This window comes from Gluconacetobacter liquefaciens (assembly GCF_003350405.1).
Classification (GTDB): Bacteria; Pseudomonadota; Alphaproteobacteria; order Acetobacterales; family Acetobacteraceae; genus Gluconacetobacter; species Gluconacetobacter liquefaciens.
In genome coordinates, this window is the sequence record NZ_QQAW01000004.1 from 142870 (window position 1) to 163512 (window position 20643).

The 20643-nt window shown below is 64.3% G+C and carries 16 protein-coding genes and 1 tRNA gene; 5 read left to right on the top strand and 12 right to left on the bottom strand.

Features of this window, described 5'->3' with window-relative positions; all coding sequences use genetic code 11:
* Positions 1–343 precede the first annotated feature (343 nt).
* The 5 genes from clpX to C7453_RS09035 form a co-directional block, all read right to left on the bottom strand.
* Positions 344–1603, bottom strand: coding sequence for an ATP-dependent Clp protease ATP-binding subunit ClpX (gene clpX, locus C7453_RS09015; protein ID WP_114727217.1), 1260 nt, complete (start codon positions 1601–1603; stop codon positions 344–346).
* 210 nt (positions 1604–1813) lie between these two features.
* A complete protein-coding gene (locus C7453_RS09020) occupies positions 1814–2452 on the bottom strand; it encodes an ATP-dependent Clp protease proteolytic subunit (RefSeq protein WP_114727218.1) in 639 nt (212 codons plus the stop codon).
* Between the two features lie 198 nt (positions 2453–2650).
* A complete protein-coding gene (gene tig, locus C7453_RS09025) occupies positions 2651–3988 on the bottom strand; it encodes a trigger factor (protein WP_114727219.1) in 1338 nt (445 codons plus the stop codon).
* Between the two features lie 147 nt (positions 3989–4135).
* Positions 4136–4220 (bottom strand) — tRNA-Leu (locus C7453_RS09030).
* Positions 4221–4249: 29 nt separating this feature from the next.
* The gene (locus C7453_RS09035; protein ID WP_114727220.1) at positions 4250–5767 is read right to left on the bottom strand and encodes an NAD(P)H-hydrate dehydratase; all 1518 of its coding nucleotides are present in this window, start codon (positions 5765–5767) and stop codon (positions 4250–4252) included.
* A gap of 148 nt (positions 5768–5915) precedes the next feature.
* Between C7453_RS09035 and C7453_RS09040 the strand changes: the two genes are divergently transcribed.
* Entirely contained in the window at positions 5916–6368 is a 453-nt protein-coding gene (locus C7453_RS09040) for a CopD family protein (RefSeq protein WP_114727221.1), read from the top strand.
* Positions 6369–6447: 79 nt separating this feature from the next.
* Here the strand turns inward: C7453_RS09040 and C7453_RS09045 are convergent, their stop codons facing one another.
* Positions 6448–8280, bottom strand: a complete 1833-nt coding sequence (locus tag C7453_RS09045; protein ID WP_114727222.1) for a glycoside hydrolase family 15 protein — start codon at positions 8278–8280, stop codon at positions 6448–6450.
* Between the two features lie 254 nt (positions 8281–8534).
* Here C7453_RS09045 and C7453_RS09050 point away from each other — a divergent pair, with 254 nt between their 5' ends.
* Positions 8535–10178 carry a DEAD/DEAH box helicase gene (locus C7453_RS09050; RefSeq protein ID WP_114727223.1) on the top strand — a complete coding sequence of 548 codons (1644 nt, stop codon included), beginning with the start codon at positions 8535–8537 and terminating at the stop codon, positions 10176–10178.
* A gap of 212 nt (positions 10179–10390) precedes the next feature.
* Positions 10391–11671: a class I SAM-dependent RNA methyltransferase gene (locus C7453_RS09055; protein WP_114727224.1), complete on the top strand. Its 1281-nt coding sequence runs from the start codon at positions 10391–10393 to the stop codon at positions 11669–11671.
* A gap of 170 nt (positions 11672–11841) precedes the next feature.
* On the opposite strand, the gene C7453_RS09060 is transcribed toward C7453_RS09055, so the two are convergent.
* Positions 11842–13911 carry a M13 family metallopeptidase gene (locus tag C7453_RS09060; protein WP_114727225.1) on the bottom strand — a complete coding sequence of 690 codons (2070 nt, stop codon included), beginning with the start codon at positions 13909–13911 and terminating at the stop codon, positions 11842–11844.
* A 446-nt stretch (positions 13912–14357) separates the two neighbouring features.
* Here C7453_RS09060 and C7453_RS09065 point away from each other — a divergent pair, with 446 nt between their 5' ends.
* Both C7453_RS09065 and C7453_RS09070 read left to right on the top strand, forming a co-directional pair.
* Positions 14358–15134, top strand: coding sequence for a DUF2987 domain-containing protein (locus C7453_RS09065; RefSeq protein WP_114727226.1), 777 nt, complete (start codon positions 14358–14360; stop codon positions 15132–15134).
* Positions 15135–15376: 242 nt separating this feature from the next.
* Positions 15377–16048 carry a glutathione S-transferase gene (locus C7453_RS09070; RefSeq protein WP_114727227.1) on the top strand — a complete coding sequence of 224 codons (672 nt, stop codon included), beginning with the start codon at positions 15377–15379 and terminating at the stop codon, positions 16046–16048.
* A gap of 49 nt (positions 16049–16097) precedes the next feature.
* Here the strand turns inward: C7453_RS09070 and C7453_RS09075 are convergent, their stop codons facing one another.
* The 5 genes from C7453_RS09075 to sufU all read right to left on the bottom strand — a co-directional run bounded on the left by C7453_RS09075 (position 16098) and on the right by sufU (position 20634).
* The gene (locus C7453_RS09075; protein ID WP_245948941.1) at positions 16098–18278 is read right to left on the bottom strand and encodes a beta-N-acetylhexosaminidase; all 2181 of its coding nucleotides are present in this window, start codon (positions 18276–18278) and stop codon (positions 16098–16100) included.
* A gap of 88 nt (positions 18279–18366) precedes the next feature.
* A complete protein-coding gene (gene nagB, locus C7453_RS09080; RefSeq protein ID WP_114727228.1) occupies positions 18367–19167 on the bottom strand; it encodes a glucosamine-6-phosphate deaminase in 801 nt (266 codons plus the stop codon).
* 127 nt (positions 19168–19294) lie between these two features.
* Entirely contained in the window at positions 19295–19678 is a 384-nt protein-coding gene (locus C7453_RS09085; protein ID WP_114727229.1) for a HesB/IscA family protein, read from the bottom strand.
* 46 nt (positions 19679–19724) lie between these two features.
* Positions 19725–20153: an SUF system Fe-S cluster assembly protein gene (locus C7453_RS09090; RefSeq protein WP_245948961.1), complete on the bottom strand. Its 429-nt coding sequence runs from the start codon at positions 20151–20153 to the stop codon at positions 19725–19727.
* 37 nt (positions 20154–20190) lie between these two features.
* Complete coding sequence (gene sufU, locus C7453_RS09095) at positions 20191–20634, bottom strand: Fe-S cluster assembly sulfur transfer protein SufU (RefSeq protein WP_114727230.1); 444 nt, start codon at positions 20632–20634, stop codon at positions 20191–20193.
* Between the last annotated feature and the right edge of the window lie 9 nt (positions 20635–20643).

The following is a 20643-nucleotide window of genomic DNA, read 5'->3' on the forward strand; positions in this document are numbered from 1 at the left end:
AAATCCCGGCTTCATCCCCATCGGAGTCGGAGACTGAAACAGGCACGGCCAGATCGTGGCTCTCGACAGGGGCGGGCTCACCGCTCTCGGGACGGTCAGAATCGGATCGGTTGGGTTTGGGCATATCGTGTGACCTCCTGAAGGACGATCGCGGGCGGGCGCCCAATCGCGGCGCGCACCGCCCGGTGTCATCGCTGACGCGATGACGGATAACATCATGTCGTCATTCGGGGCCGCCACGGCAAGGCCCCGGACGACGGGAAGAAACCGGGACCGCCCACATGGGGCTCACCTCCGCTGCAAGGCGGAAATCCCAAAAAGAAAAGCGAGAGATAACAATCGGTCAGGCCGACTGCTCCGCAGGCTTTTCCTTGCCATAAACATAGACCGGACTGGTCTTGTTCTCGGCGACCTCCTTGTTGATCACCACCTCTTCCACGTTCTCCAGCCCAGGCAGGTCGAACATGGTGGACAGCAGAATACTCTCCATGATCGCACGCAGGCCGCGCGCGCCGGTGCGCCGCGCAATCGCCCGCAGTGCCACCTGCTTCAGCGCATCCTCGGTGAAAGTCAGCTTGACCCCTTCCATCTGGAACAGACGGGCATACTGCTTCACCAGCGCGTTCTTCGGCTTGGTCAGAATCTCGATCAGCGCCGCCTCGTCGAGATCCTCCAGCGTCGCCACCACCGGCAGACGGCCGATGAATTCGGGAATCAGCCCGAATTTCAGCAGATCCTCAGGCTCGACATCACGCAGGATCGCACCCGTGCGCCGCTCGTCGGGAGACTGGACATCCGCGCCGAAGCCGATCCCCGAGCCCTTGCCGCGCGCGCCAATGATCTTGTCCAACCCGGCGAAAGCACCGCCGCAGATGAACAGCATGTTGGTGGTGTCCACCTGCAGAAATTCCTGCTGCGGATGCTTGCGGCCACCCTGGGGCGGCACCGAAGCCACCGTCCCTTCCATGATCTTCAGCAGCGCCTGCTGCACGCCCTCGCCGCTGACATCGCGCGTGATCGACGGATTGTCGGATTTGCGCGAAATCTTGTCGATTTCGTCGATATAGACGATGCCGCGCTGCGCCCGCTCAACATTATAGTCGGCAGCCTGAAGCAGCTTGAGGATGATGTTCTCGACATCCTCACCCACATAGCCGGCCTCGGTCAGCGTCGTCGCATCGGCCATGGTGAACGGCACATCGAGAATCCGTGCCAGCGTCTGGGCCAGCAGCGTCTTGCCCGATCCGGTCGGCCCGACCAGCAGGATGTTCGACTTCGCGATCTCGACGTCGTTGTTCTTCTGGCTGTGGGCCAGGCGCTTGTAATGATTATGGACCGCGACCGACAGCACCTTCTTCGCGTGGAACTGCCCGATCACATAATCGTCCAGAACCTTGCAGATCTCCTTGGGAGTCGGCACGCCATCGCGCGACTTCACCAAATGCGTCTTGTGCTCTTCACGGATGATATCCATGCAGAGTTCGACACATTCGTCACAGATGAAGACAGTCGGACCAGCGATCAGCTTCCGGACCTCATGCTGCGACTTGCCGCAGAACGAGCAATACAACGTGTTCTTGGAATCGCTGGACTTGTTATTCATAACCGCTCCTCCCCCCGGAATGCCAAGCCGCGTGCTGCCCGAACCGGGGTCGAAAATCTTGACTCAGGACAGGACTTCCATCAAGCCCACCCAAGCCGGCGGGTTGCGCCGAAGATAGATAAAGCGCACCCGCCCCATATGCCCGAAACCTGAACTCCAGGAATTTCAGGTCACGGACATTAAAATAAATCAATACCTTAAAGACCGGCCTCAACTTTTGGCGGCAACCGTCGATGCGTGATTGCGCACAACCTCGTCCACGATGCCAAAGGCCAGCGCCTCGTCCGCCGACATATAACTGTCGCGCTCCAGCTTGCGTTCAATGTCCTCGAGCGACTGGCCGGTATGGGTTTCATAGATCTCGTTCAGGCGCTGGCGAATCGTCAGGATCTCACGCGCCTGGATTTCGATGTCGCTGGCCTGCCCCTGGGCACCGCCCGAAGGCTGATGTACCATGACCCGCGCGTTCGGCAGGGCGAAACGCCGCCCCTTCTCACCGCCCGCCAGCAGCAGCGACCCCATAGAGGCCGCCTGACCGATGCACACCGTGCTCACGGGGCTGCGGATGTACTGCATGGTATCATAGATCGCCAGACCAGCCGACACCACCCCGCCCGGGCTGTTGATATAGAACGAGATCTCCTTGGTCGGATTCACGCTCTCCAGATACAGAAGCTGCGCCGACACCAGGGCAGACACCTGATCATAGACCGGCCCGGTCAGGAAGATGATCCGTTCCTGCAACAGGCGGGAATAGATGTCGAAAGCCCGCTCCCCGCGAGAGGTCTGTTCGACCACCATGGGCACTAGGGCGTTGCTGAAGATCTCCACGGGATCCCGATCCCTCATAGTCTCATTCCCGTTCTGAAGACGCGAAGACCCGACTCACCACCCCAAGGAACGCCGGGGCGTTCCTTGGGGTGGGTGGCCGGGTCATTCCCCGGTTACCTCCAACAAGATAGAGATAAACCGGCCGGATACCACCCCACCGCCATCATTTCGCGGCGATAAAAGCGATGGGGTGCCGATGGCGGGAGTCCGAACCGATCAGAGATCGGCAGGCGGGATCTCGGCCAGTTCCTCGGGCGTCACGTCCTTGTCGGTCACGGTGGCCAGTTCGATCACATAATCGACGACCTTGTTTTCGAAGATCGGGCCACGCAGACTCTCGGCTGCCTGCGGGTTCTTGCGGAAGAAGTCGAACACCGCCTGCTCCTGGCCCTGATAGCGCATGGCCTCGGCCCGAATCGCCTGGAGCATCTCGTCCTGCGAAACCGTGATGGCATTGGCACGGCCAATCTCGGCCAGCAGCAGACCCAGCTTCACCCGGCGCTCGGCGATCTTGCGGTAATCGGCCCGCAGAGTCTCTTCGTCCTTGCCCTGGTCTTCCTCGTCAAGCTGCCCTTCCTTGCGGTCGGCCTCGACGCGCTGCCAGATCTGGGCGAACTCGGCATCGACCATGCCCTGAGGAGCCTCGAAGTCGGTCTTTTCCGCCAGGGCATCCAGCAGTTCGCGCTTGATACGCAGGCGCGAAAGCTGCTCGTATTCCTGCTCGACCTGCTTGGTGATCAGCTCGCGAACCTGCTCCAGGCCCTCGAAACCCATCTTCTTGGCCAGATCCTCGTCGATCTCGACATCGACCGGGCGCTTCAGCCCCTTGGCCTTGATGTCGAAGGTCGCTTCCTTGCCCGCCAGAGCCTCCGCCGAGTAATCGGCCGGGAAGGTCACGGTGATCACCTTCTCCTCGCCGGGCGACAGTCCCTCGAGCTGCTCGGCGAAGCCGGGGATGAAGCCGGCGCCGCCGATCTCCACATTGACGTCGTCAGCTGTACCGCCCTCGAACGGTACACCGTCCAGCTTGCCCACGAAATCGACAACCACGACGTCGCCCGCCGCAGCCGGACGAATCTCTTCGACCGTCACGAAGTTGCGCTGGCGGCTCGCGATATCCTTCAGGGCCTTGTCGACCGTCTCGGCGTCCGCCGTCGCCTTCAGGCGGGTCAGCGTCAGATCCGACAGGTCCGGCTGCGCGATCTCGGGCAGCACTTCCATCTCGATCTTGAATTCCAGGTCGGCCTTGCCATCCGCCTCGGCGCCCGAAACCAGATCGACACGCGGCTGCAGCGCAGGGCGCAGATTGCGTTCCTCCAGCAGTGCACGGGTCGCGTCGCTGACGGCCTGCTCCAGCACTTCACCCTGCACAGCGGCGCCATAGCGCTGCGTCACGAGGCTCAGCGGCACCTTGCCGGGACGGAAACCCGGCAGATTCATGGACTGCCCCATTTCCTTCAGGCGAGCGGTCCGCTTGCTCTCCAGTTCGCCGGCGGGCACCGTGACGGTGAAACCGCGCTTCAGGCCGTCGGAAAGCGTTTCAGTAACCTGCATCTGCGAGGCCATCCTCTCGGTCAGAACTTCCAAAGAACGCACGAGCCCACCCGGGACGGCGGTATCCGCACGCAAAAACAACCGGCGCGAGCCACAGCCGCATTCGCGCCCGCATCCCGTGCCAATTCAATCAGTCTCTCGCCGGGCTGGTGCGGGCGGAGGGACTTGAACCCCCACGACTTGCGCCACCAGAACCTAAATCTGGCGTGTCTACCAATTTCACCACGCCCGCATCGGCGCCCGGTCTCCAAGCGCGCGGCTTTAGCGCACACCGCCTGATCCGGCAAGCCGACAATGGCGCGAGTCCGCGCCCCGGGGCGTAGCCTCCCCCAACCCCAGCGAGACAGCACGAGCCCGCGCCGCACCCAGATGTCGGTCGAACTGCTCAGCCACCGGCCACGGGCCGGCACGCATGCCGGCCTCGCCATGGATCCACACGCCGGCGCAGGCCGCATCCCAGGGCTCCATCCCCGCCGCCAGCAGCGCGGCAATGATGCCGGTCAGCGTATCGCCCGAACCGGCCGTCGCCAGCGCCGCCGTAGCATGGTCGTTGATCGCCGCCCTGCCGTCAGGCGCCGCGATCACGGTGTCCGGCCCCTTCAGCACCACCACGGCCCCGATCCGCCGCGCGGCCGCTCGGGCCGCCTCCAGCCGCCCATTCACCGGCGCCCCGAACACCCGCGCGAATTCCCCTTCATGCGGCGTGATCACCCCAACCCCGACAAGCCGTTCGGGCTGCCCGGCCGCCCAGGCAAACACTCCGGCATCGGCCAGCACGGTCCGCCCAGCCTCCACCAGCGCCGGCAGCGCCCGGCCGACCTCCGCCTCCGTCAGGCCCGGCCCGCAGACCCAGACCATCCGGCGCCGATCCTCCAGCAGACCGGACAGATCGCCGTCATCCACGATCAGTCCCGGCTCGGTCATTCGATACAATGCCGCCGCCGAACCCGCCGCCAGCCGAACCAGCCCCGCCCCAGCCGTACGCGCAGCCCCGGCAGCCAGTCGCGCCGCGCCAGGCATCGTGCCCCCACCGCAGATGCTGACCACCCCACGCGCGTATTTGTGACTATCCACCGTCAAGCCCGGCACCTGCCATAAGCCCGGCGCATTACGCCAGGTGCGCACCGGTACCGTGTCCCACACAGTGGCGGGCATGCCGATATCGGCAACCACCAGCCGCCCCAGCCTTTCACGCCCCGGCAACAACAGATGCCCCGGCTTGGCCCGCACAAAGGTCACGGTCATTTCCGCGGAAGGTGCATAACCAAGGACGCGCCCCGTCGCCCCATCGATGCCGCTAGGCATGTCCACCGCCACCACCCGCCGCGCGGCCGCCAGCACGGATGCCAGGTCCGGTTCGATCGCGCGGCTGAGCCCCGCACCGAACACCGCATCAATGACCAGGTCAGCGCGGATGACCTCGTCCGCCGTAAACGCCACACGCGGCCCCTGCCATTCAGCCGCCGCAGCAGCAGCGTCGCCACCTGCCCGAGGGGGCGCCAGTGCTGCCACAGCAACCGGCCAGCCGGCCTGCGCCAGACGCCGCGCCGTGACATAGCCATCTCCGCCATTATTGCCCGGACCGCAGAGCACCAGCACCCGGCACGGCGCAACATGGCGCATCACGGCGCGCGCCACGCCCCGGCCCGCATGCTCCATCAGATCGCGCACCGGAACGGTTCGACTCCCCACCCGGTCGATCAGGGCCATCTCCGCCGGGTCCGGCAACAGCAGCGCGGTCACGGACGGGCATTCGCTCTTGGATTGGGGCTGGCCCATCGGGCAATGTCCTCCGGTCAGGGGCGGGTTATAGGGGGCATCCGCGCACCGCCGCCTTGCGCGCCGGGGCGGAATTGGCGATCAAGCATACCATCGACGCCCGCACCCCGTCACGCGGGCCATCCACTCACCCCGCCCGGGAGTTGACATGACCTCCTCGATCCTCTGGAGCCTCGTGCTCGCGATCCATCTACTCGGCATGACCGCCTGGGTCGGCGGCATGATCTATGCCGTGTTCGTCCTGCATCCCAGCCTGGGGCTGCTGGACGCCACCCAGCGCGCGTCGGTCCACCTGCAAACGCTCACCCGCTTCTTTCGCGTCGTCTGGCACACAATGCCCACCGTCCTGATCACCGGCTGGCTGATGATCCTGCACGAGGGCGGTTTCGCCGCCATCCCGTGGCAGGTCAACGTAATGCAGCTTCTGGGCCTGGTCATGGCAGCTGTATTCGCCCGCATCTATTTCGGTCCGTTCCAGAAGGCCCGCCGCGCCATCCGCCCCCAACCCGCCCTGTTCGACACCATCCGCTCGCTGGTGACGATCAATATCGGCCTCGGAATTCTCACGATCCTCTCCGCCGCCATGGCCCGCGGCCTGTAGGCCGGCGCGGCTGCACCGCTCCTGGCGATCGACGCGCGTTTTCTCCGCTTCGGTGCAGCCGCTCAAGCCTATGTCAGCACTACAGAACCGGCAGCGGCGCCGCCCCCATGGTGGTAATGCGGCCGGCACTGAGGATCGACGCCGAGTTGATCAGCGACAGGTGCGAGAACGCCTGCGGGAAATTTCCCACCTGCCGCCCAGTGATCGCGTCATATTCCTCAGCCAGAAGACCAAGGTCGCTGCACAGCGCCAGCAGCCGGTTGAACAGGGCATGGGCCTCCTCCATCCGCCCCTGGGCGACATAGGCATTCACCAGCCAGAACGAGCAGGCAATGAACGCCCCTTCGTCCCCGGCTACGCCTTCGATCACACGATCGGGCAGATAGCGGCGGACAAATCCATGCTCGTCCAGTAATTCGCGCTCGATCGCCGCAATGGTGCCGCTGACGCGCGGATCATCGGCGGGCAGAAAGCCGACGACCGGGATCAGCAGCAATCCCGCATCCAGCCCGGTGCCGCCGAAATACTGGACAAAGCTGTTCTTCTCCGCATTGAACCCCTCGCGGCAGACCGTGTCGTGAATGTCCTGCCGCAGGGCTTTCCATTCCTCCAGCGGCGCCTCGAGCCCATATTTCTCGACATCCCGGATCGCCCGGTCGAATGCCAGCCAGCATGAGATCTTGGACACGGTAAACTGGCGCCGCCCCCCGCGGACTTCCCACATCCCTTCGTCCGGTTCCTTCCAGATCGTCGCCAGATGCTGCAACAGCCCGACCTGTAACCGCCAGCCATCGGTGATCGCGCAAAGGCGCGTCTGGCGGGCGACATGCAGGGCCGCGATCGCCTCGCCATAGACATCGAGCTGCAACTGACCGGCCGCCGCATTGCCGACCCTAACCGGCTTCGACCCCTCGTAACCGGCCAGCCAGCCGGCCTCCCATTCGTTCAGCAGCCGCTCGCCGGCGATGCCATACATGATCTGGACTTGGTCGGGGCTACCTGCGACGGCCGCCTGCAACCAGTCACGCCACGCCATCGCCTCTTCAAAATACCCACCGGCCATGATCGCGATCAGCGTCAGCGAGGCATCACGCAACCAGCAATAGCGATAATCCCAGTTCCGTCCGCCCCCCAGTTCCTCGGGCAGCGAGGTCGTCGGCGCCGCCACGATCCCCCCCGTCGGCTGGTAGATCAGCGCCTTGAGCGTCAGCAGCGAGCGCCGCACGATCGAGGCATGCTCGCCCTGATAGGTACAGCGCCCGATCCAGTCCGACCAGAATTGTTCCGTCCGATGCAGCGCGGCCCGCGCGTCGATGGGCTGGGACAACGCGCCGTGCGAATCCATATAGGTCAGCACGAAAGGCACCTGATCACCTTCCGACACGATAAACCGCGATACGGTATGGCGATCCTCGCCATGCAGGGCCACCGGGCAGCGCAGCACGCAACGCGAGGGGCCGGCAATGGCACTGATGCCCATATTGTCCGGCAGGCGCGTCACCCACGGCACCGACAGCCCGTAATCGAAACGCAGCACCAGCCAGTTGAGGATCGGCACCGCCCCGCGCCGGCCTTCGACAATCCGGATCAGGGTCGGTTCGGCGGCACCGATGGCCATGAAATCCAGTACCGCGACCACGCCGGTATGCGTCTCAAACACCGTTTCCAGCACCATGCCCTGGTTGCGGTACGACCGCGTCACCGTAACGGGCGTGCCCCCACGCTCTTCGTCCGGCGCCAGTTGCCAGTGCCCGTTCTCCCCGTCTCCCAGCAGGGCGGCGAAACAGGCCGGACTGTCGAATCGCGGCCAGCAGAGCCAGTCGATCGACCCGTTCCGCCCGACCAGCGCGCAACTGCGTCCATCGCCGATCAGGCCATAATCCTCGATTTTCAACGGCGTGACTGTGACCACGAATCCCCCAGAGACAAAACGCCAGAGACATGACACGCAAAGACCTGCGACACCCCGGACAGACTCCGCTCGCTCCCGTGCTCGGTGCTTGATTTTCGTCGCATTTACCGATACGGACAGTCACGCGGAATCGGAGGATTCGCCTTCATTTTCGCAAGGCCCTGCTTCGTCGCAGGAAAACAGGCCGAAAAGCCTGCCGGACCACATCGTGGCGGAATGGACGGGACCACACCACTGACACGTTCGAGAGAATTTTGAGCGCCAAGACGAATGCCTCCGCTTCGGCCGAACCTGACGCCGCAGCCCATCCCGTCTCCATTGTCCCACCTGACACGGACGCCGGCTCCCCCGGTGACGCGCTGTCTGCTTCCGGTGCCGTGGACACCCCCGACGAGCAGGCCGAAGCCGCTGCACAGCCTCTCTTTTCCGATCTTGGCCTGTCCGAGCCGATCCAGCGTGCCATCGACGAAGCCGGCTACATTCACCCCACGCCGATTCAGGCCCAGGCCATCCCGTATGTGCTGATGGGCCGAGACGTGCTGGGCGTGGCCCAGACCGGCACCGGCAAGACCGCCAGCTTCACGCTGCCGATGCTCGAAATCCTTTCGGGCTCCCGGGCACGGGCCCGCATGCCGCGCTCGCTGATCCTGGAGCCGACGCGCGAACTGGCGCTCCAGGTGGCCGAGAATTTCGTCAAATACGGCAAATATCTCAAGCTGAACCACGCGCTGCTGATCGGCGGCGAGAGCATGGCCGAGCAGAAGGACGTGCTGAATCGCGGCGTCGACGTGCTGATCGCGACGCCGGGTCGGCTGATCGACCTGTTCGAGCGCGGCGGCCTGCTGTTGACCCAGACCCGCCTGCTGGTGATCGACGAAGCCGACCGCATGCTCGATATGGGGTTCATTCCCGATATCGAGAAAATCGTCGGCATGTTGTCGCCCCTGCGGCAGACGCTGTTTTTCTCCGCCACCATGGCACCGGAAATCCGGCGCCTGGCGGACATGTTCCTGCAGAACCCCAAGGAAATCACCGTCAGCCGCCCATCCTCCGTCGCCACGACCATCGAGGCCGGACTGGTAGTGGTCGACGAGGACGACAAACGGCGCGTGCTGCGCCAGATGCTGCGCGACGACACGGTGCAGAACGCCATCATCTTCTGCAATCGCAAGCGTGATGTCGACGTGCTGTGCAAGTCACTGGTCAAGCACGGCTTCTCCGCCGGCGCGCTGCATGGCGACCTGCCGCAGTCGGTTCGGTTCTCGACGCTCGAACGCTTCAAGGCTGGCGACCTCAAATTCCTAGTCTGCTCCGACGTCGCGGCGCGCGGCATCGATATCGGCGGCCTGTCGCACGTCTTCAATTTCGACCTGCCGTTCCATGCCGAAGACTACGTGCACCGGATCGGCCGCACCGGCCGCGCCGGTCGCACCGGCCACGCCTACAGCCTGGCTTCGCCGCATGACCGGGGCCTGGCCGAGGCGATCGAAAAGCTGATCGGCCACCCGATTCCGCGTCTGGCGGTCGAAGGCGTGACTCAGCTCGACTGGTCCGAGGAAGAGCGCCCCCGTGGGGGCAAGGGTCGCGGACGCGGCCGGGAGAAGGACGACCGGCGCGGCCCCAAGTCCGCCCGTCCTGCCGCCACTCCCGCCGTACCGGCCGAGGCCACCCCTGTCCCCGAGACCGCCGTGGCTCCGCCGCCGCCTGCCCGCAAGCCCCCACCGCCACGCCATCATCGGGAGCGCGAACTTGAAGACGCCGCCGTGCAGGCAAACGGCAACCCGGTCACGGGCTTCGGCACGGAGGTTCCCGCCTTCATGCTACTGCCCCGCCGACAGTTCACGATCACGCCCTCGGCTGACGAAGAGAGCACCCATACGGCCGACGAACCGGCCTGAGAGCCCGATCGCATGTGCGCGCTGGTGGCGATCCAGCGCGCGCATGCAAGGTATCGGCGCTCAAGCCGATCAAGGCTGCTCCGATACGTGAAAACCCATGCCGGAGCGGCCATGATCGCTCCCGCTCACCAGCCCATATGCCAGTCAGGCTCTGAGTTCCGGGCGTCCTGGCCGACGCAGACCGGCCGGGACGATCTGGATATAAAACCCTGATGAACACCGAAATCGAAATCAGCGCACTCGGAGCGGACGGCGATGGTCTGGCCCGGATGCCGAATGGCGACCCGCTGTTCGTTCCCGGCGCCCTGCCGGGCGAACATGTCCGTATCGAACCGTTCGATGCCCGTTCTGCCCACTTGCTGTCGGTGCTGCGCCCCAGCCCGGACCGGGTAGAGCCGCCCTGCCCCCTGTTCGGGCAATGCGGCGGCTGCGCCATCCAGCATCTGTCCCTCCCCGCCGCGCTGGCGTGGAAGAGCGAAACAGTCGTCCATGCCCTGGAGCGCGCCGGCTTTGCCGAACCCCTCGTCACGGCGCGATTCCAGAGCCCGCCCGCTTCCCGGCGGCGCGTCGATCTGGCGATCCGTCGCCGGCCGGACGGTGTGGCAATCGGCCTGCACGCACGACGCGGGGAGGTGGTCGATTTGACGACCTGCCCGATTCTCACTCCCGCTCTGTTCGCTCTCCTCCCCGCGTTGCGCGAGGTCACCCGCTCGCTGGGCGCATTGCGGCAGAACGGCGACGTGCTGATCAACCTCCTCGACTCGGGGCCAGACCTGCTTCTGGCGACCGATGGCCCCCTGGAGCCGAGCGATCGCGCCAAACTGGCGGAATTCGCGCGCAGCCAGCGCATCCCCCGCATTGCCTGGCGCCGCGTCGGCAGCACCGACACGCCGGAAACCGCCGCCCAGACGGGACCGGTGCATCACCTGTTCTCGGGTGTCTCCGTCGCCCCCCCCTCCGGCGCCTTCCTCCAACCCAGTCGCGAAGGCGAAGCCGCGATCATTGCAGCGGTCCTGGCCGCGCTGCCGCGCAAACTGGCACGCCGCGATGCGATCATCGAACTGTATGCCGGCTGCGGAACCCTCTCTTTTGCACTCAGTGAGAAAGCCAGGGTCATGGCGTTCGAAGGCCATACCGACGCTGTCGCCGCCATGCGCCGCGCGACCAGCGGCACCCGCGTCGTCGCCGAACAGCGCGACCTGAACCGCCAGCCGATCATGGCCCGTCAGATCGCCGAAGCCAGCGCCATCGTCCTCGATCCCCCCTATATGGGCGCTGGCGCCCAGATGGCGCAGATCATCGACGGAAAGCCGGCCCGGATCATCTATGTCAGTTGCAACCCGCAGGCCCTGACCCGTGACACCACCGGACTGAAGGCGGCGGGATACCGGCTGGATGGCGTAACGGTCATCGACCAGTTCCTGTGGTCGACCGAAGTCGAAGCCGTCTGCGTGTTCAGCGCCCCGCCCGCCCCACGCCGCCGCCCACGATAAACCACACGGGGGCATGGTCCCCCAACAAGCGCATGATCGTTTCCGGCTGCCCCGAAACGCGAATCGCCCATCCAAAAAAACAGGCCCGGATCGCCTCCACCTGAAGCGCTCCGGGCCTGATATGAATACCCCATACGAACCGGCCGGGCTTTTGCCCGGCCGGTCTTGCGTTACCAGATCTTCACGCGGTCCTGGGGCTTGAGATAAAGCTTCTGCCCGGCCTCGACGGCCCATGCAGCGTACCAGGCGTCAATATTGTGCATCGGGATATTGACGCGCGCGACCGGCGGCGAATGCGGATCGACCACGATTTCCTGACGAACGGCATCGTCACGCACCTTCTCGCGCCAGACCTGCGCCCAGCCGAGAAACACGCGCTGGTCACCGGTCAACCCGTCGATCACAGGGGCCGGCTTGCCCTGAAGCGATGCGTGATAGGCATCGAGCGCCAGCGTCAGCCCGCCGAGATCGGCAATGTTCTCGCCCATCGTCAGCTTGCCGTTCACATGCACACCCGGCAGGACCTCGAATGCGTCGTACTGCGCGCCCAACCGGTCCGCGAGCTTCTGGAACCGCGTCGCATCCGCCTTGGTCCACCAATCGCGCAACCGTCCATGCTCGTCGAACTTGCGGCCTTCATCATCGAAGGAGTGGGTCATCTCATGCCCGATCACGCCGCCGATCGCGCCATAATTGATCGCCGCATCCGCCTTCGGGTTAAAGAAGGGCGGCTGGAGAATGGCAGCCGGGAACACGATCTCGTCGAAGACCGGCATATTGTAGGCATTCACCGTCTGCGGCGTCATGTCCCACTCGTCGCGATCGACCGGCTTGCCCAGATGGCCTAGCCAGTACTGCCATTCAAAGGCAATCGCCCGCGTGGCATTGCCGTACACATCGCCCTTGTGGACCTCCAGCGTGCCATAGTCGCGCCACTTGGTGGGGTAGCCGATCTGGATGGTAAAATTGTCCAGCTTGCGAAGCGCGGCGGCGCGGGTGGCCGGCCCCATCCAGCTATTATGTTCCAGACGGACATGGAACGCGGTCTTCAGCGCATCCGTCAGGTGCCCCATCTCCACCTTGCTCTCCGGCGGGAAATAGCGCGCGACATAGACGCGGCCGATCGCCCACCCCATCGCGGAACTCGTCGCCCCCACCGCACGCTTCCAGCGCACGGGCAGTTGCGGCTGGCCGGACAGAGTCTTGCCATTGAAGGCAAACCACGCATCGACGAACGGCTTCGACAGGTCGGGGGCCGCATTATCCGCCAGATGGAACGCCATCCAGGCCCGCAGGGTCGCGATATTCGTCGCGCCGAGAATCTTCGCCTCTCCCGCAATCGCACTCGGCTCGCCTGCGATCAGGACGCGCTGCGCAAGGCCCGCCTCGGGGAGGCCCGCCGCCTTCAGCCATGTCGGCCAGTCGAAACCGGGCGCATCCTTCTGGAGTTGCTGCACGGTACGCGGATTGTAGCTTTTCTCCGGATCGCGCATCTCGTCGCGCGCCCAGTGCACCTTCGCAATCGCCGTCTCAAGGGCAACGATATCGGACGCGGCCTGCTTCGCGTCGGGCCAGCCGATCAGGCCGAGCATCTGCTCGACATAGGCCAGATACGCGGTCTTCTTCGCGGCGAAAGACGGCTTGGAATAATAGTCGCGATCCGGCATGCCCAGGCCAGCCTGGTCCAGATCGAGCGCGTACCGCGTCGGGTCCTTGGCATCGGGCTGGATCATGAGCGAGAACGGCGAGGACTGGAATGTCTCCTGCGCTTTCGCCGCAAGAGCAGCAAAGGATGCGGCATCATGCACGGCACGGATCGCCGCCAGGTCTGCCGCCAGCGGCTTGGCGCCCAGCGCCTCAACGGCCGCCTCATCCATGAACGAGGCATAGAATGTCCCGAGCTTGCCTTCGATCGTCGCGGGATTCGCCTCAGGCCGGGACGATACGTCCTTCAGGATCGCCTGCACCCGCGTGCGCGACAGTTCCGCAAGCTCGTTGAACGGGCCCCAGCTTGTCCGATCCGGCGGAATGACCAGATGATCGACATAGGTGCCGTTGGCATAATCGAAGAAATTATCGCCCGGCTTGACCGAAAGATTGCGGCCGGGCAGGTCGAAGCCCCACGGCCCCTGCGCCATCGCGGGCACGCTCGGCGTCGCGGGCGCCGTCATGGTCGCGGCGGCCTGCGCTTGCGTCCCCGCCAGCACTCCGGCAAGGCAGGCCGTGCCCAGCAGCATCATGGTCCTGACACGGCGCTTCGCGGCACCATGAAGTTTCGTCCGGATCAAATCATATTCTCCCCGGCGCGCAACCGCGCACCGATTACATGTTGTGGTCGTCCAGGCCCTGCATGACATGGATGTCCGCACCCAGACGTTTGCGTGGCCCCTGAGTCGGCCAGAACAGCCGACGATGCCATCGAAAGAGCATGAGGCCGAACCCGCATCAAGATGTTACTGCTTCAGATTGAACACTTTCTTGATATTCGGATCGGCTACATAATGTTTAAAAAATGCTGGGTCGGCGGTTGCACTTAAAGTAAAATATTATTAATACCCAGAATGAAAACAGGTATTCGCGGTGACATTCCAGGCATAATGCCTCATCGCCAGGGAATCAGTCGCCAGCGGCGGCATACGTACCATCGCGAGTAAATGATATTGATCGTTATGCCGACCAGTATCCGATGGACAGTTACAGGATCGTCGTCACACAACGTCTGGCAAAGGATGAAGCAATGCGCTTGACGCTCTTGGCCGCTCTACCGGCCTGCCTGTTCGTTGCCTCCCCGGCATCGGCTGAAGATATCGCCATTCGCGGTGCGTTTCATCATGTCGTGCTGTCGAATCTCAGCCGTATGACGGGTATGATGAACGCCATTGGCCTGAAAGACGGCCACCCAACGGGTCTTCACCTGCACGTCCGGGCGCTCCTGGAGCCCGGCGACCATCAACCCGAAGACGCCCACATTTTTCTCGATGCGAAGCAGGGCCATGTCTCCCTGTTTCCCAGAGGCGACAACGAAATCGTCCTCCCTACCGAGCCAGCCTTGCAGGCGGAAAACCCGAATGTCGTGGCAGCCCTCTCCAAAGGCCAGGAGATCAGGTTTCAGGCGACAGTCAGCATGGACTCGCCACCGACAACCCGTTTCACGGGCAACGACGCCAGAGGATGGCTATCGAGGCTTGATCATCAAATAAGCCGCAAGGCCGGTCTCGTCATGTCAGCCTTTCTACCGGACGCGAAGACGGTCACCCTTACCCTGCCGCCCCAATCCGAACTGTCCGTGACCGAAGCAGGCAAGACATTCAGCCTCGTTCAGAATAATGGCGATAAACCCTATGACTTCTCTTTTCAACCTCGCGTTTATCCTGCTGAGGCCGTGTTCGTCAGCACAAAGCCGATCGCCGGCATGACAATGATTTTTCCAGTCCCGTTCACCCCCTGGAAGCGGACAGACTAAGCGGTTGCCTCAAAGGCTCCGGCGGCGAACGGCCCGTCAGGGCCGCCACGCTTGCGCTCGCCATCCCAGTTCTTGAAACCGCCTCTGAAAAACGGAATGCGTCGCCCGGCATCTCCGATGCCGCGCGCGCCCATGGTCACAGTCACTCCAGCGGCATGAACGCAACCACGCCATCCGACGTTATCATGGGTCCCGATGCTCCAAACGGCGCCTGAAGAAGGACGCGACAAGGACGGCCTCTCATGATCATCGTGCATCATCTCGAAAATTCCCGCTCGCAACGTGTACTCTGGCTGCTCGAAGAACTCGGCGTGCCATACGAGATACGCTTCTACAAACGCGATCCCCGAACGATGCAAGCGCCGCCGGAACTCCGGAAAATCCATCCCCTGGGCAAGTCACCGATCATCACGGAAGGGGATGTCACGCTCGCGGAAAGCGGGGCCATCCTCGAATATCTTCTCGATGAATATGATCAAGGCCATCTGCGCCCTCCTGTCGGAACCCCGGAATATCGCAGTTTCATCTACTGGCTGCATTATGCTGAAGGATCGGCCATGCCACCACTGGTGATGAAACTGATCTTCGGGATGTTGCCATCCCGCGTACCATTCCTGCTCCGCCCGTTCGCCTCCCTCATCGCGAAGGGGGTCCAGACCCACCTTCTGGACCCGGAAATCAAGCGTCACACAACCTTCTGGGAAGACTCGCTGACGCAGACCGGCTGGTTTGCCGGAGATGCGTTCAGCGCCGCGGATATCCAGATGAGTTTTCCACTGGAGGCCGCATCCACCCGAACGGGGGCGGTGCGGCACCTTCCCCATGTCGGGGCGTTTCTGCGTCGTATCCACGCAAGACCGGCCTGGAGGCGGGCACTCGAACGAGGCGGCCCTTATGCCTATTCAGGGGTATGATGCGGACCTGACGTGACGGGTGGAGAATGATCCTGCCGCCCCCACATCCTCATTGCTGGCCGAGAAGTTTTCTCACTGCCGGCTCGGCCGCGATCATCAGCCCCGCAGGCGGCAGGCTAGCGGGGCCACCCGATGAACCGGAGACATCGGCCGAACTGTTGATGGCCGCATCTTCCTGGTCGAAAATCTCCTTCTCCGCGTCAGAGAGCGTCGGCTTGCCATCGAGCGCCCTCAACCCTGCCTGGGCGATCACCGCGAGATGCCGGGACGTCACCCGCGCCTCGGACAGGCCACGGACAGAGGCCACCGGGGCAAACGCCGCATCATTGTCGCGCCACGCCACAAGCTGCCGCCGAAGTGCCGGCGCCACCGCATGGTCGCCCGACACATAGCGCGTCACCAGCATCGAGAACCGCAGCGCGGGCGCCGGATCGGGCGACGCCACTTCCCCGATCTCGTCCAGCCTCCTGCCGTGGCGTCCCACATAACGGTTCATGTTGTAATTACGCAGCGGCACCGTCGCACCTGCCAGAACCATGACCGGATCGACCGCGCCGGGCGAGAGTCGCGCCGCCATGCGCCATCTGTTCGCCTCGGCTTGCAATCCCGTGATCTGAAGTTCGGCATTCACCACCGCGAGACGGCGATACATGTCGTCGACATCCCGCACCTCGGCAGGCGACCAGAACCGTTCGGCAATCGCGGCGGCACGGGGCCAGATCCGCGCATCGAGCATCTCGTCGGTCACGAGTTCCGCCCACAGCGGCGCCTCGCCCCCAAGGACGAAGGCTTTCTGCTCCCCGGTCAGCGGCGGAGGGGCCGGCTCCTTCAGGAACGCATTCACCAGATCGGGGCGCATCCCCTTCTTCAACAATCTGTCGGCCTGCTCTCGGGTCACGCCATTCGCGGCCGGATCGTATGGGTCAACCAGATAATGCTGCCCGGCCGGCTGAAGAAGATCGAGATAATATCCGGCAGAAACGATAACGGGATGATGGCCTGCGGTCGCGGACGCGATGAATTTCGAACTCCGCCAGACATCGACCACCACGTCGGATGGAATAGCGGCCTCGCTGACTTCATCCCACCCGACCATGACCTTCCCCTGCGCGGCCAGGATCTTCTGCACCTGGACGGTAAACCCCGCCTGCAAGGCCTGCGGCGTGGTATCGCCATGCACATTCATCCAGGCGACGATCTTCGGATTCTTCACCCATTCGTCCGGCTCGACCTCGTCGCCACCGGCATGAAAATAGGCATCCGGAAACAGCCCTCCCATCTCACCATAGAGCCGGCGCACCAGTCGCAGCGTCGCCGGCAGGGTGGGATCAAGCGCGGCCGTATTCTTGTTCTTCGGCTCCGGATCGACCGGATGGGTGGCCGCCAGTTCCGGATGGGCCAGCAGCACGGCCAGGGCGTGGCCCGGCAGGTCAAATTCGGGCACGATCCGAATGCCCCGATCCGCCGCATAAGCCACCAGATCGCGGATCTGCGCCTGGGTATAATATTGGCCGTGCGATCCCTTGGCAGTCAGTTCGGGCAGCACACGGCTCTCCACCCGAAAGCCGGTGCCGTCGCTGAGATGCAGGTGCAGAACATTGAGTTTCAGCATCTCCATCGCATCGATCTGGCGCTTGATGGTCTCGACCGTCACGAAATGGCGCGACGTATCGATCATAATCCCGCGCCAGACGAAACGAGGATGATCCGCAATGGTCGCAAAACCGATTTTCGGGCCATTTTCATCCCGGACAATCAGTTGCGTGAGGGTCGCCAGACCATGGAGCACCCCATCAGGACCACTGGCCGTCAGCCTCACGCCGTCAGAGCCGACCACCAACCGGTAATCCTCCTTCGCCCGCGTGCTCAGCCAGCCCGCATCCAGCCCGGCATCAATCCGGAGCGAAACCGGCCCGGCCGTGGAGTCGACCGGGCGCTCCGCCACAGGCAACACCCGCCCCGCAAGCGCATCGGCACGGCGCAGAAAACGCCCGGCCGCCGCGCGCAGCATCGCAGAAGGCGGATGACCCCACGTCACGGCAAACCCCTCGGACAAGGGAAGCGCACCGCCGGAGAAGGTAACCGAGGACGGAAGCGGCATCAGCGCGGGGGCCAGGGACTGCGCCACCGCCGGCTGTTCACCCGAGGGCGCCGCCCACGCCGGAACGACCATCATCGCGGCCAGCAACGAAGACCCGAAGAGGGCCGCGCGCCCGGTCGAAAACGTCATGCTCATCCTCTCTGGGGACTCTCCGCGGATACCGCCACGACGCGCCCAAGGCGTGTCGCACCACCCACATTCCCGCCCCATCAATGTCTTACCGACCGATCGCCTGAATCGCGAGCAGTTCCGCATCATGGCGCATCTGCCATTCGATCGCGTCGCGCCGCATCAGCGCGGACGCCGCCGCCAGATCGAGGAGGACAAGGCAATCGGGGTGACATTGCAAGGCAGATCCCGGCACCGAGGCGCTGACCGGCCCCTCGATGGCCCGTGCGGCAATCTCGGCCTTCCGGGCGCCGGTCACGACCATCAGCGCCTTGCGCGCCTCTAGGATCGTTCCCGTACCCATCGTGATGGCCCGCATCGGCACGCGGGCCGGATCGCCATCGAACAGTCCTGCATTCTGCTCCAGCGTCGCCCGCGCCAGGGTGACGACGCGGGTGCGGCTGGCAAGCGAGGATAACGGCTCGTTGAAGCCGATATGTCCGTTCTCTCCCAGACCAAGAAGCTGCAGATCAATCCCGCCCACCCCGGCAATGCGCGCTTCATAGGCCAGGGCTTCCGCATCGGCATCCCGCGCCGCACCGTCGGGAACATGGGTTCGCGCACTGTCGAGATTGACGTGCCCGAACAGATGCGCGTGCATGTAATGGCGGTAAGATTGGGCATCTCCACCCGACAGGCCGACATATTCATCAAGGTTGAAGGTGGTCACCGCGCCAAAATCGATGCTATCCGCGCCGGCGATTCCGACCAGCCGGCGGTAGATGCTCTCCATCGTCCGCCCCGTCGCCAGTCCAAGGACGGAATCCGGCTTGCCGCGCACCTGTCCGGCCAGCAGCCGCGCCGCCAGTTCGGCCACGCGACCGGAATCGGAACAGATGAGAACCTTCATGCCATTTCGCTCCTTCCCAATACCACCGGCGGGTCGCCCATCCACCCAGGGAAAGAGCACGGCTCACGGCCTCTACAACCCGGCTTCAGACCGCATGACAACAGCCCATCGCCCGGAGACGCCGCATTCAGACGTGGAAGCTTTCGCCGCAGCCGCAGCGGCCCTTCTCATTCGGATTATTGAAAGTAAAGCCGGATTCGAGCTGCTTGACCTCATAATCCATCGTCGTGCCGATCAGGAACAGCGTCGCCTTGCGGTCGACCAGAACGGTCACGCCCTTGTCGGTCACCACTTCGTCCCCCGGCCCGGCCGCCTCGACGAAACTCATGTCGTAGGCATGGCCGGAACAGCCCTTGGTCGAGATCGCGATCCGCAGCAACTGCCCGGCATGGGCCGTGGCGTACAACGCCCGCAGCCGATCGGCCGCCCGGTCGGACAGCGCCATCAGGGGCGGCAGAGCCCGCCTGGCAGGGGTGGGCGATGCGGTCGTCGCATTGCTGGAAACAGTCATTGGCAATCTCCCGATCCCGGCGGGCATGGCGCCCCGCCGCGACGTGTCAGAACATATTCAGGCTCAGGCGGGCATCGTCGCTCATGCGCGACATGTCCCACGGCGGATCCCAGACGATCTCGACCGTCGCATCGGTCACGCCGGGGACGGTACGAACCGCTTCCTGCACCTGGGCCGGCAGTTCCTGCGCACTCGGACAATTGGGGGCCGTCAGTGTCATTTCAACACGCACCGTGCCGTCACGATGCAGGTCGATGGCGTAGATCAATCCCAGTTCATAGATATTCACCGGGATTTCCGGATCGAAGACGGTGGCGATCGCCGCGATCACCGCCTCCTCGTCAGGCACCGCGACGGCCGCCTCAGCAGCCGGCTGGCCATCGGGCGTCCAGCCTTGCACGGAGGGACTATCGCCGGCCGGCGGCGCATCGAACGAGAAGCCATGCCCCTCCGCCCCGGTCCCGGTCTCTTCCATCGCGGCCATCCTGTCGGTCTCAACCATCATTCCCGCCTCATCCGTCCTTCGAGTCTTCCGCCGGGGCCCCGGTCAACGCCGCCTCCAGCGCCGACCACGCCAACGTCGCGCAACGAATGCGCGACCGATGCTGCCGCAAGGGCGCGAAAACCATCAGTTCCGGCCGAACACCATCATCCTGCCCGGTCTGCAACAGGGCAGTGAACGCGCGCCCCATCATCACGGCCCCGCTCTGCTCCTGCCCCACCGCCAGTTCGGCCATCATGTCGGCCGAAGCCAGGCAGATCGCGCATCCCCTGGCCTGATGGCGCACCGTCCCGATCCGCCCCTCTCCATCAAGCCAGACCCCGACGCGCACCCGGTCGCCGCACATCGGGTTCGTTCCTTCACCCCGCCCGGTCGCACCTTCCAGCGGGCCGGCGTGAACGGGCGTGCGGGCCCGCTCGATCACCTGCTGCTGGTAAAGCCCGTCCTGATCCATCGGTATCCG

What these genes read in the sequence shown, in the direction of transcription:
- C7453_RS09020 (WP_114727218.1), bottom strand. Translation starts at nt 2,452, where the DNA reads ATGAGGGATCGGGATCCCGTGGAGATCTTCAGCAACGCCCTAGTGCCC.
- C7453_RS09055 (WP_114727224.1), top strand. Translation starts at nt 10,391, where the DNA reads ATGAACACCGAAATCGAAATCAGCGCACTCGGAGCGGACGGCGATGGT.
- tig (WP_114727219.1), bottom strand. Translation starts at nt 3,988, where the DNA reads ATGCAGGTTACTGAAACGCTTTCCGACGGCCTGAAGCGCGGTTTCACC.
- C7453_RS09090 (WP_245948961.1), bottom strand. Translation starts at nt 20,153, where the DNA reads ATGGAAGAGACCGGGACCGGGGCGGAGGGGCATGGCTTCTCGTTCGAT.
- C7453_RS09085 (WP_114727229.1), bottom strand. Translation starts at nt 19,678, where the DNA reads ATGACTGTTTCCAGCAATGCGACGACCGCATCGCCCACCCCTGCCAGG.
- C7453_RS09035 (WP_114727220.1), bottom strand. Translation starts at nt 5,767, where the DNA reads ATGGGCCAGCCCCAATCCAAGAGCGAATGCCCGTCCGTGACCGCGCTG.
- nagB (WP_114727228.1), bottom strand. Translation starts at nt 19,167, where the DNA reads ATGAAGGTTCTCATCTGTTCCGATTCCGGTCGCGTGGCCGAACTGGCG.
- clpX (WP_114727217.1), bottom strand. Translation starts at nt 1,603, where the DNA reads ATGAATAACAAGTCCAGCGATTCCAAGAACACGTTGTATTGCTCGTTC.
- C7453_RS09065 (WP_114727226.1), top strand. Translation starts at nt 14,358, where the DNA reads ATGGACAGTTACAGGATCGTCGTCACACAACGTCTGGCAAAGGATGAA.
- C7453_RS09075 (WP_245948941.1), bottom strand. Translation starts at nt 18,278, where the DNA reads ATGACGTTTTCGACCGGGCGCGCGGCCCTCTTCGGGTCTTCGTTGCTG.
- sufU (WP_114727230.1), bottom strand. Translation starts at nt 20,634, where the DNA reads ATGGATCAGGACGGGCTTTACCAGCAGCAGGTGATCGAGCGGGCCCGC.
- C7453_RS09060 (WP_114727225.1), bottom strand. Translation starts at nt 13,911, where the DNA reads ATGATGCTGCTGGGCACGGCCTGCCTTGCCGGAGTGCTGGCGGGGACG.
- C7453_RS09070 (WP_114727227.1), top strand. Translation starts at nt 15,377, where the DNA reads ATGATCATCGTGCATCATCTCGAAAATTCCCGCTCGCAACGTGTACTC.
- C7453_RS09040 (WP_114727221.1), top strand. Translation starts at nt 5,916, where the DNA reads ATGACCTCCTCGATCCTCTGGAGCCTCGTGCTCGCGATCCATCTACTC.